Below are 10,638 nucleotides of genomic sequence, written 5' to 3' on the forward strand. Positions count from 1 at the left end.
GGGAGTAGGGAGTAGGGAATCGGGGAGTCGGGAATCGGAACCCGCCCCTAACCCCTCCCAGGAGGGGAACGGGAGTCGGGAATCGGGAATCGGGAATCGGGAAGAAATCCTGTTTACCTGATGAGTATCAGAATTGCTATAGCATTTTGCTTTGATATCTCAAATATAATTGAGAACCCAGCGCTATCCCTCGAATTCTGATCAAGGTCGGGTTTGGAGGTCTCTCTACTAGACCTGGCAGAGTTTACGAGCTTCTTGTGTCTAGAATAGAGTTGATTATTCTACAGTTCATTTAGCGATCGCATTTTCCCACTGCCGATTCTCGATTCCCGTTCCCCTCCTGGGAGGGGTTAGGGGTGGGTTCCGATTCCCTACTCCCTGTTCCCTTCAACCTTCAACCTTCAACCTTCAACCAATTAACCTTCAACCTTTAAGATGGTCACTTGGGATCCCTATCTAGCATCAATCCGTCAAGACTACGCCCAATGGTGGCACGTTTATACCCTGACCGATGTCGAAGACCGCAAGCGCAAGGAGCAGCAAGCAACCCCTGGGCTGTTTAACTTTGACCTGATGGTGCAAACCATCAAGTCCGAGCAGCCACAAAGAGACCAGAATCGGGAAGAAACTGAGCGGTTGCCTGTGCTGGCAGGATTGCGGAAGTATGCTGCGGAGCATGTTTTACTGGTAGGACGTCCGGGGTCCGGTAAATCCACAGCCTTAGTGCGATTGTTGGGGGATGAAGGGATACAAGACAAAATTCCAGTACTGGTGGAACTGCGATATTACCAGACATCCGTGTTGGAGTTAGTGAAGCATTTCCTAGAAAGCCATCTTGGTCAACCGCTGGACTCGAAGGAGATCGAAAAACTACTGTTTGATCGACAATTCTTGCTACTGATCGATGGCGTAAACGAGCTACCGTCAGAAGCAGCACGCCTGGATTTGACTAAGTTTCGGCAGAAATACCAGAAGACTACTCCCATGATTTTCACCACTAGGGATTTAGGAGTTGGTGGTGACTTAGGGATTGAAAAGAAGTTGGAAATGCAGCCCTTGAGTGCAGCCCAAATGTCGGAGTTTGTCCGAAAGCATTTGCCTCAACAGGGGGAGCAAATGCTTACACAGTTGGGCGATCGCTTACGGGAATTTGGGCAAACTCCTCTACTATTGATGATGCTATGTGCCCTGTTTCAGGATAAGGGGGATATACCGTCCAATCTGGGGTTAGTGTTTCGCTCATTTACCCAGTTCTATTCGGAAAAAATCAAGCAAGATGTTAACGTTTCCGAGGAATCAAGAGAATTTTGGCCAGACCTGCTGCAACAGTTAGGGTTTGTGATGACAACAGGGAATAACCCCGATCAACCCGAGGATATCAGCGTTGCTATTCCCAAGACCAAAGCCGAAGAAATTTTAACTAATTATCTACTTAAGAAAGCTGTTGTTAATCCTAATGTTTGCGCCAAGACTTGGCTTGATGACTTACTCAACCATCACTTGATTCAACCATCAGGAGAGTTGATTGAGTTTCGACACCAACTGATCCAAGAATACTATACAGCCGAATATTTATGGAAGCAATTACCAAGCCTTAGTGATCAGGAGTTGCAACAAAACTATCTCAATTATTTGAAGTGGACAGAACCTCTGGTGCTGATGCTGCAATTGGTAGATAATGAATCCGAAGCCCAGCGGTTAGTAAGGTTAGGATTAGCAGTGGATTGGCAACTGGGAGCCAGGTTAGCAGGAGCAGTAAAACCAGAGTTTCAGGAGCAGACTGTTGGGTTAGTGGCTGGGTTAGATGTTCCGAAGTTACTTAAGGTTGAGCTGTTGGGAATAACTGAATCAGAAAAAGCGATACCTGAGTTAACTAAATGCTTGGATAATAACCACGAAGATGTGCGTATTAGTGCGGCAAATGCTATGGGCAAAATTGGGACAGAAGCCACTATTGAGCCGTTAATTAAATTGCTGGATGATGACCACCATTCTGTCCATAGGAGTGCGGCATTTGCTCTGGTTAAAATCGGGATAGAAGCCACCATAGACCCCTTAATTAAATGCCTGGATGATGACCACTTTTGGGTGCGTAAGAGTGCGGCATTTGCTCTGGGTAAAATCGGGACAGAAGCCGCTATAAACCCCTTAATTAAATTGCTGGATGATGACCACTATAATGTGCGTAGGAGTGCGGCATTGGCTCTGGAAAATATCGGGACAGAAGCCACTATAAACCCCTTAATTAAATTGCTGGATGATGACGACTATAATATGCGTATAATTGCGGGATATGCTCTGGTAAATATCGGGAGAGAAGCCGCTATAAACCCCTTAATTAAATTGCTGGATGATGACCACTATAATGTGCGTTATAGTGCGGCATTGGCTCTGGGAAATATCGGGACAGAAGCCACTATAAACCCCTTAATTAAATTGCTGGATGATGACGACTCTTCTGTGCGTATTCATGCGGCATATGCTCTGGGAAATATCGGGAGAGAAGCCGCTATAAACCCCTTAATTAAATTGCTGACAGAAGCCGCTATAAACCCCTTAATTAAATTGCTGGATGATGACCACTTTTGGGTGCGTAGGAGTGCGGCATTGGCTCTGGGAAATATCGGGACAGAAGCCGCTATAAACCCCTTAATTAAATTGCTGGATGATGACGACTCTTCTGTGCGTATTCATGCGGCATATGCTCTGGGAAATATCGGGAGAGAAGCCGCTATAAACCCCTTAATTAAATTGCTGGATGATGACCACTATAATGTGCGTAGGAGTGCGGCATATGCTCTGGAAAAAATCTGGACAGAAGCCGCTATAAACCCCTTAATTAAATTGCTGGATGATGACCACTATAATGTACGTAGTAGTGCGGCATCTGCTCTGGGAAATATCGGCACAGAAGTGGCGATTGACCCATTAATTAAATTGCTGGATGATGACCACTCTTGGGTGCGTAGGAGTGCGGCATTTGCTCTGGGAAAAATCGGGACAGAAGTGGCGATAGACCCCTTAATTAAATGTCTGGATGATGATATCTATGATGTGCGTAGTAGTGCAGCAGAAGCTCTGGAAAAAATCGGGACAGAAGTGGCGATAGACCCCTTAATTAAATGCCTGGATGATGACCAATCATCTGTGCGTAGTAGTGCGGCATCTGCTCTGGGAAAAATCGGGACAGAAGCCACCATCGACCCCTTAATTAAATTGCTGGATGATGACCACTATAATGTGCGTTATAGTGCGGCATCTGCTCTGGGAAAAATCGGGACAGAAGCCACCATTCCTAAACTGATTAATTGGCTGAACAAGGAAGAATTTACAGCAACTAATGATAAAAATACTGTTCAGAAAACCATCAAAGCTATTCAAGCCATTCAAAAGCGCTGCCAATTCTACAACCCAACCTATCGTCCCAAACCCGATCCTCCCAAATTCATTGCCACTCAAACCATATACATCCTCCACCTCTCGGACCTCCACATCACCACCAGTGAGCAAGCTACCCTTTGGTCAAACCAACTGGCTCAAGACCTCACCCAAGACCTTGACATCCCTCACCTTGATGCTCTGATCCTATCGGGTGATATTGCCAATTATTCCACTCCAGAAGAATACCAGGCTGCACAACAGTTTCTCTACAACCTCTGCCTAGACTTCCCCCTAGACCCGAAGCAAATTGTCCTAGTTCCCGGTAACCACGACCTCAACTGGAAACTAGCAAAGCGGGCTTATCAGTTATTGGATCTCGAAGACTACGATGGTGAACTCAAAGAGGGTCACTATATCAAAGGTGAAGATGTGATTCGAGTCCAAGACGAAACCAAATACCAACAACGCTTTGCCCACTTCAGCCAATTCTATCAAGCTATCAAAACTCAACCCTATCCCCTCGACTATGACCAGCAAGGGATTATCGACTATCTCCCAGACCAAAACTTGCTGATCCTAGGACTAAACTCCGCTTGGCAACTGGATCACCACTTCAGAGACCGTGCTAGCATCCACTCAGGTGCTGTGAGCAATGCCCTGACCGAGATTCGCCGTAATAAAGATTACGACAACTGCCTGAAAATAGCAGTTTGGCACCATCCCCTGAATAGTGATGGAAGCGATAGGATTACCGACCAAGGCTTCATGCAACAACTCGCTGTTGCTGGATTCCGTTTGTTCCTCCACGGGCACATCCACAAAGCCCAAGCCAGCGTTTTCAGTTACGACAAAATCCCAGGTGGGCGCAAACTCCATGGAATTTGTGCTGGCACCTTTAGCGCACCGACCTTTGAACTACGATCCGCTTATCCCTGGCAATATAATCTACTGACATTTGAAGGTAATCAGCTCACTGTCCGCACTCGCCGCCGGGAAGAAGCCAATGGTGCTTGGAAACCTGATTCACGGTGGGGTCAGGGTGCGGGAAAAAGTGATTTGGATTATTATTCCATTGACTTGTAGGGAGTCGGGAGTCGGGAGTCGGGAATCGGGAGTCGGTGTAAGACGAAAATTTACTGTACCTCGTCAGTATGATAAACGCTATAAAAATGTTTCCCATCTCCCCATCTCCCCATCTCCCCAAACTTCCCACACTCCCTGTTCCCTGTTCCCTGTTCCCTGTTCCCTTAGCGCACTAATGCCTCTTTCTCCAACAACAGTGTCACAGGACCATCATTCTCTATACAAACTTCCATCATCGCACCAAACTCACCAGTTTCTACCCGCAACCCACTCATCCGTAACTTATCCACAAATAGTTGATATAATGCCCTAGCGTATTCTGGAGCAGCGGACTGACTAAAGGAAGGGCGACGTCCTTTGCGACAATCTCCATAAAGGGTAAACTGGCTAACCACCAATAGCTCACCACCTATATCCTGCACGGACTTTTCCCAACGGTCATTACCAGTAGTCTCGTCTGGAAATAGCCTTAAGTCTAGACACTTTCGCACCATCCAGTCTAATTCAGCTTCCGTATCAGTATCCGCAATACCGACTAGTAGGTTAAGCCCTCGCCCTATTTTCCCAATCACTGTTGTTTCTACTTCGACTTGGGAGGATTTGACTCGTTGGATGATTACTCGCATATGTAGCAGTTCTCAATTGGCTGAGGTATTTCGTCCTGGGTTTTAGGGAACAGGGAGCAGCGGATCTGGGAACAGTAGGAAAAAGATCTGAGTGTTTTTAGGTGTTATGATCAATGCCTATCCTAGACTGATTATACTCAATAACTAGTTTAAATGAGCGATTACCCCTTAAATAGCAAGGGATTCCACAAAGGTACTGTATCAATACAATAAAAAGCAATTTTTATGAAAATTGCTTTTTTAAATCACTAAAAGCCTTACTTAGTAAGCTTCCGAGCAATTATTTTATACTCATTTATAATCGCCACACTAGGGAACCATTTCTTCCCGATTCCCGATTCCCGATTCCCGATTCCCTGTTCCCAGATCCGCTGTTCCCTGTTCAACACTTCTAATTCCTAAAACCTAATTAACGATAATACCAAAAGAAAGCCAATTTCTAACAGATAAGTAATGCAAACGCTACGGTTTAATAAACCATCCCAAAGATAGCCTTGGCGTTTGGGAATATTACTGCGCTTAAAGGTACGACTCCAGCCAGTAAAAATAGCTGGACTGCGCAAGTTAAACTCCTGAGTCAAAATTTCCTCAATTTCTACCAAACGGGGATAGAAACCGCGCTGGAAGTGCTTCCACTGACTTTCTAGAATCCAGAAGAACAGGGGAATAGCACACCCAATCAGGGCAATGCTATTCTGTTTTTCTTTTAAGACCATGCGCACAACCACACCAGTGGCCGTAATCCCCAAGGCTTTAATCACCCAGATTTGTTTGTTGTAATCTTCTACAGTAGTTTGCAGGAAAAAATATTCCTGTTTGAGCAGATTTAGCTCAAATTCTGATCGCTTAGGGTGGCCAACGGCCAATCCCGATGGGGTTTGAGGGTCGATGGGTGATGGGCTAGACATAACGTTAGTGTTCAAGTAGATACAAAGTGTTGCTTGTGCAAAACCTTTTGCATCGCTGTCATCTGAGCTTTGACCTGTTGCAACTGACTTTGAAGTTGCTGAATATCTTCCGATGGTAATGATACTACTTCAGAATGGGATTCAAGCCCAGTATGGGTTTGACTATTACCCACACCAGTTTGCATTCGCGTAGCGTGGCCTACGGCCAATCGCTTGTACTCAAAGGTTTTGGCTGGCACCTTCATCACAGATTTAGCTACTGGTTGATATTCTCTCGACCCACTCTTAGTAACCAGTGGTTCACGGTTTGACTCGAAGCTAGAACTAGTATAGACGGTATAGTTAATTGGCTGCTGTGGCGATGTCTGATTGTCTATCTGATTGTCTATCTGATTGTCTATCTGATTGTCTATCTGATTGTCTATCTGATTGTCTAAAGGCTTGTGTTGAGGAAGGTTCTGCTGGGATTCTGAAAACCTAAGTTTTTCTAATAATTCTTCCTTTTTTTGAATTTGTTGTGCTAGATTTGATAGCTGTGACTGAAGTTGCGATGATTGTTGAGCAGACTTTTGCCATCCTGCTATAGCTACACTGGCCATACCACCTCCCAGGCTAATCACCGTTGCCAAGGTAAGGTAAGGCGTTGCCGCATCTCGCACATGACCGTAGAATAGTTGCTCCTCCTGTACTTTAATGGATATTGGCTTAGCACCGAACCAGCCTACGGGTAACGTCAGCGCAGCAAATACTGTTGCTGAAATCAATGCTGGTCTAAACACAAATTTCTGAAGTGGGGAGGAAATCATAGATGATATTATTGCCCTTAACAACAGGTCAGTAAGAGTCCCGAAACCCTAGTCATCTTAACTAGTCTTCCCCTAGCTTATTTAAAATAATTTTGGTTTGTTGTGAGCCAACTCTAAAATAATTGTGATTATTTTCAGCAATTTTCGTGAGCCATATCACCATTAGTATGGTCGAAATATTTAGGGCGATTATATCAACAATACTCTAGGTATAGAAAACTGTGTAGTGTTGATGTTCCAGACCTTAAAGTGGCACAATCTCATCGTAAGCATTAAGTTATCAGTACCCAGTTATAACCACCAAGGAGTCAGCTTTTCAACCATGGCTGTTCCCGTAGCGTGCGCGTAGCGCTTAAGCTGATAGCTAATAGCGGATAGCTCACAGCTCCTAAGGGCTGAGATGGCTGACATCATTGATTAACTAGGAGATTGAAAAGAAGTGAAATTCCTTTCTTATCCTAGAGCGATTTAACGATTAAGGCAGTTGCAATCTTTAGATAATTAGAGGAAAAAGCATGTTGACTAAATCAGAAACTGCAATTGCGGCAATTGATGCCAGAGAGATATTAGATTCTCGTGGACGTCCGACAGTAGAAGCCCAAGTGCGCCTTGTTAACGGTGCCGTGGGAATTGCCCAAGTTCCCAGTGGTGCTTCTACTGGTACTTTTGAAGCCCATGAACTACGAGATAATGATCCCCGTCGCTACGGTGGTAAAGGGGTACTCAAGGCAGTATCGAATATCAAAGAAAAACTCGCCCCGGAGCTATTGGAAAACGATGCTCTCAACCAAATGTTGGTTGATCACAAGATGATTCATCGGGATGGTTCGGCCAACAAAAAGAATATGGGAGCAAATGCCATCCTAGCGATTTCCCTAGCGACAGCTAAGGCGGCGGCGGCCAGTAAAGGACTCCCCCTCTACCGCTACTTAGGCGGACCACTAGCTAATCTACTACCAGTTCCGTTGATGAATGTAATCAACGGTGGTGCTCATGCGGATAATAATGTGGATTTTCAGGAATTCATGATTGTGCCAGTGGGAGCACAGTCATTTCGAGAGGCTCTGCGCTGGGGAGCTGAGGTTTTTGCCGCCTTGGCTAAGGTTTTGAAAGAGAAAAAATTGCTTACCGGTGTGGGAGATGAAGGTGGCTTTGCTCCCAACTTGGGGTCAAATAAAGAAGCGCTAGACTTATTGATTGCCGCTATAGAAACATCTGGGTATAAGCCAGGGGAACAAATCGCTTTAGCCATGGATGTGGCCGCGAGCGAGTTCTACAAAGAGGCTCAGTATGTCTATGATGGGGCATCTCACTCCCCAGAGGAGTTTGTTAACTATCTAGCTGAGTTGGTGGGGCAATACCCCATTGTTTCTATTGAAGATGGACTCCACGAAGAGGATTGGAGTAATTGGCAGTTGCTCACTGAAAAACTCGGTTCCCGTATTCAGTTAGTGGGTGATGACCTATTTGTTACCAATCCCACCAGGCTACAAAAAGGTATTGATGTCGGTGCGGGTAACTCGATCTTGATTAAGCTCAATCAAATTGGTTCCTTGACCGAAACTCTTGAAACCATTGACTTAGCTACTCGCAACGGTTTCCGTTCCGTGATTAGTCACCGTTCTGGGGAAACCGAAGATACTACTATTGCTGATCTTGCTGTTGCTACTCGTGCCGGTCAAATTAAAACAGGTTCACTGTGCCGTAGTGAACGGGTGGCTAAGTATAACCAGTTGCTGCGGATTGAAGATGAATTAGGCGATCGCGCCATTTATGCTGGAACTTGTGGCATGGGCCCGCTGTGTCAGGGTTGAAGGTTAGGAGGTTAGGAGGTTAGGAGGTTGAAGGTTGAAGGTTGAAGGTTGGAGGTTGAACGCGATTCCGTGGCCTTTGGCCAAGGTTGAAGGTTGGAGGTTGGAGGTTGGAGGTTGAACGCGATTGCGTTGCCTTTGGCCAAGGTTGAAGGTTGAAGGTTGAACGCGATTCCGTGGCCAATAGGCCAAGGTTATTTGGTGGGGAGTGTGGGAAGAATGGTTTTTTCCTATCTCCCCCTACTTCTGGTTTATTTTGCACATCCGTCCCACAACCGATTCACGGATAAAAACTCAGTTGAGGCAAGCCTAGGGTTTCGTCCCAACCCATCATCAGATTCAAACACTGTACAGCTTGACCAGCTTGACCTTTGAGCAAGTTGTCGATGACTGACATAACGATAACTCGGTCAGTTCGGCTATCGACTTCTACCCCTATGTAACAAAGATTAGTGCCACAAGCCCACTTGGTTTGGGGATAGGTGCCACTGGGTAACACGCGGACAAAGGGAGAGGCGCGGTAGAAGGCTGTGTAAATGGTGAACAAATCTTCCCTGACTAGTCCCGGATCCTGCAATGTGGCATAAACGGTAGCTAAGATTCCCCGTACCATGGGAACCAGGTGGGGTGTAAATTGCACCCTGACTTCATGACTGGCTAAATGACTGCAAATTTGCTCAATTTCTGGGGTATGGCGGTGATGAGTCACGCCATAAGGGGCTAGAGAGCTGTCAGCTTCTGCTAGTAAGAGATTGGTTTTTGCCTTGCGTCCACCCCCAGAGGTGCCAGATTTAGCATCGATAATGGCAGTGTCTGGAATAATCAGACCCTGTTTGAGCAGGGGAGCAAGGGCGAGTAGGCTGCTGGTGACGTAGCAACCAGGACAAGCGACTAATTGGGCAGAGGAAATGCGATCGCGATACAGTTCCGGTAAACCATAAACAGCAGTAGCAGCGGTTTCTTGGTCGTGGCGCTCTCCACCGTACCAGCTTTTGTAAGTTTCAAGTTTACTAAATCGATAGTCAGCTGAGAGATCGAGAACTTTTAATCCTTTTGATAACAGTGATGGTGCTAGCTTATGGGCTAAACCGTTAGGCAAGGACAGAAACACTACCTGACAACGGGATACAATAGTATTTATGTCAATAGGCTCAATGGTTAAATTAACACGATGGCCTAGATGAGGGTAAAGCTCGGCAAATCCCTTGCCAGCACTGCTTTCTCCACCCAAATAAACTATATCGACTCCTGGGTGATCCATCAAGAGCCTTACAAGTTGTACGCCACCATAACCAGAAGCACCAATTATGCCTACTGGTAGGCGTTCTAAATCCCCCATCATGTTCCTTTCCTATAGGTTGACACTCCCCGCTTTAAAAAGACGGGGATTCCTAGATCTACGACCGGCCTTAAACCTCCGTGTCCAAATGGCAATATCTAAACCTGAATCCCGTCGAGACCAAGATTCTAGTCAGTTCACGAAAGACCCAGCGGGCTAGTCTCCTTAGGCGTTTAGTTACTTTCAGCAAAAGTGCCTTATAAAGTCCGTTACTTTCCTGTTTCACTTGGTTTCGGCGTGCCCCGCCGTACCATTCTCTTTTCTCAGGTCGTATCTTTGCTGGGTTCACACACCAATTGTTAGTTGATGATTGGGTTTTTAGCGATGCAGCGCGGTCTTGGGGGTTTCCCCCATGAGCGACTGCATCAAGAAAAGAGGACTTTCCCTACCCTCCGGGCATTTCTTCTTTAAGGTCAAACAATTGCGGGTCTCTGACCCGGTTGTGCCTCGGATTTTCAGCCTGTACCCATATCTAAATAATACTCTAGCGCACAAGTATTGTCAACCTTTTTAATGGAATTGCATCTAGGCGACTTTAGTCGCTACCTGGCTTTCATCCCGGAGACGAAACCTTAAAATAAGGTTTGAAGTTACCGTAAGGAGAGTGGAGCCTTAATCATAAAGTTTTAACCCTTTTACCCATAACCGACTAACCATAAAGGCTCCACTCTCCTAAGGTTTCGT

At 45.8% G+C, this 10,638-nt stretch carries 8 protein-coding genes; 2 read left to right on the forward strand and 6 right to left on the reverse strand.

All coding sequences use genetic code 11. The annotated features are described in order from the left end of the window. Positions 1 to 435 precede the first annotated feature (435 nt). On the forward strand, positions 436 to 4,464 hold the full coding sequence (locus F6K51_RS33325; protein WP_293029129.1) for a HEAT repeat domain-containing protein: 4,029 nt from the start codon (positions 436 to 438) through the stop codon (positions 4,462 to 4,464). A gap of 164 nt (positions 4,465 to 4,628) precedes the next feature. On the opposite strand, the gene dtd is transcribed toward F6K51_RS33325, so the two are convergent. The 4 genes from dtd to F6K51_RS33345 all read right to left on the reverse strand — a co-directional run bounded on the left by dtd (position 4,629) and on the right by F6K51_RS33345 (position 6,804). Further along, the gene (gene dtd, locus F6K51_RS33330) at positions 4,629 to 5,090 is read right to left on the reverse strand and encodes a D-aminoacyl-tRNA deacylase (protein WP_293029133.1); all 462 of its coding nucleotides are present in this window, start codon (positions 5,088 to 5,090) and stop codon (positions 4,629 to 4,631) included. 257 nt (positions 5,091 to 5,347) lie between these two features. Next, complete coding sequence (locus F6K51_RS33335; RefSeq protein WP_293029137.1) at positions 5,348 to 5,479, reverse strand: hypothetical protein; 132 nt, start codon at positions 5,477 to 5,479, stop codon at positions 5,348 to 5,350. 9 nt (positions 5,480 to 5,488) lie between these two features. Further along, positions 5,489 to 5,998 carry a hypothetical protein gene (locus tag F6K51_RS33340; protein ID WP_293029140.1) on the reverse strand — a complete coding sequence of 170 codons (510 nt, stop codon included), beginning with the start codon at positions 5,996 to 5,998 and terminating at the stop codon, positions 5,489 to 5,491. 11 nt (positions 5,999 to 6,009) lie between these two features. Next, complete coding sequence (locus F6K51_RS33345) at positions 6,010 to 6,804, reverse strand: hypothetical protein (protein WP_293029144.1); 795 nt, start codon at positions 6,802 to 6,804, stop codon at positions 6,010 to 6,012. A gap of 515 nt (positions 6,805 to 7,319) precedes the next feature. Here F6K51_RS33345 and eno point away from each other — a divergent pair. Further along, positions 7,320 to 8,618, forward strand: coding sequence for a phosphopyruvate hydratase (gene eno / locus F6K51_RS33350; protein ID WP_293029147.1), 1,299 nt, complete (start codon positions 7,320 to 7,322; stop codon positions 8,616 to 8,618). 3 nt (positions 8,619 to 8,621) lie between these two features. Here eno and F6K51_RS33355 read toward each other — a convergent pair whose 3' ends face one another. Continuing rightward, positions 8,622 to 8,807, reverse strand: coding sequence for a hypothetical protein (locus tag F6K51_RS33355; RefSeq protein ID WP_293029150.1), 186 nt, complete (start codon positions 8,805 to 8,807; stop codon positions 8,622 to 8,624). Between the two features lie 88 nt (positions 8,808 to 8,895). Beyond that, positions 8,896 to 9,954, reverse strand: a complete 1,059-nt coding sequence (argC, locus tag F6K51_RS33360; protein ID WP_293029155.1) for an N-acetyl-gamma-glutamyl-phosphate reductase — start codon at positions 9,952 to 9,954, stop codon at positions 8,896 to 8,898. Between the last annotated feature and the right edge of the window lie 684 nt (positions 9,955 to 10,638).

It is taken from the genome of Moorena sp. SIO3I8, from assembly GCF_010692325.1.
GTDB lineage: Bacteria > Cyanobacteriota > Cyanobacteriia > Cyanobacteriales > Coleofasciculaceae > Moorena.

Excerpts from the sequence above, each read along its gene's own strand:
- F6K51_RS33325 (WP_293029129.1), top strand. The coding sequence starts at position 436 with ATGGTCACTTGGGATCCCTATCTAGCATCAATCCGTCAAGACTACGCC.
- dtd (WP_293029133.1), bottom strand. The coding sequence starts at position 5,090 with ATGCGAGTAATCATCCAACGAGTCAAATCCTCCCAAGTCGAAGTAGAA.
- F6K51_RS33340 (WP_293029140.1), bottom strand. The coding sequence starts at position 5,998 with ATGTCTAGCCCATCACCCATCGACCCTCAAACCCCATCGGGATTGGCC.
- F6K51_RS33345 (WP_293029144.1), bottom strand. The coding sequence starts at position 6,804 with ATGATTTCCTCCCCACTTCAGAAATTTGTGTTTAGACCAGCATTGATT.
- eno (WP_293029147.1), top strand. The coding sequence starts at position 7,320 with ATGTTGACTAAATCAGAAACTGCAATTGCGGCAATTGATGCCAGAGAG.
- argC (WP_293029155.1), bottom strand. The coding sequence starts at position 9,954 with ATGGGGGATTTAGAACGCCTACCAGTAGGCATAATTGGTGCTTCTGGT.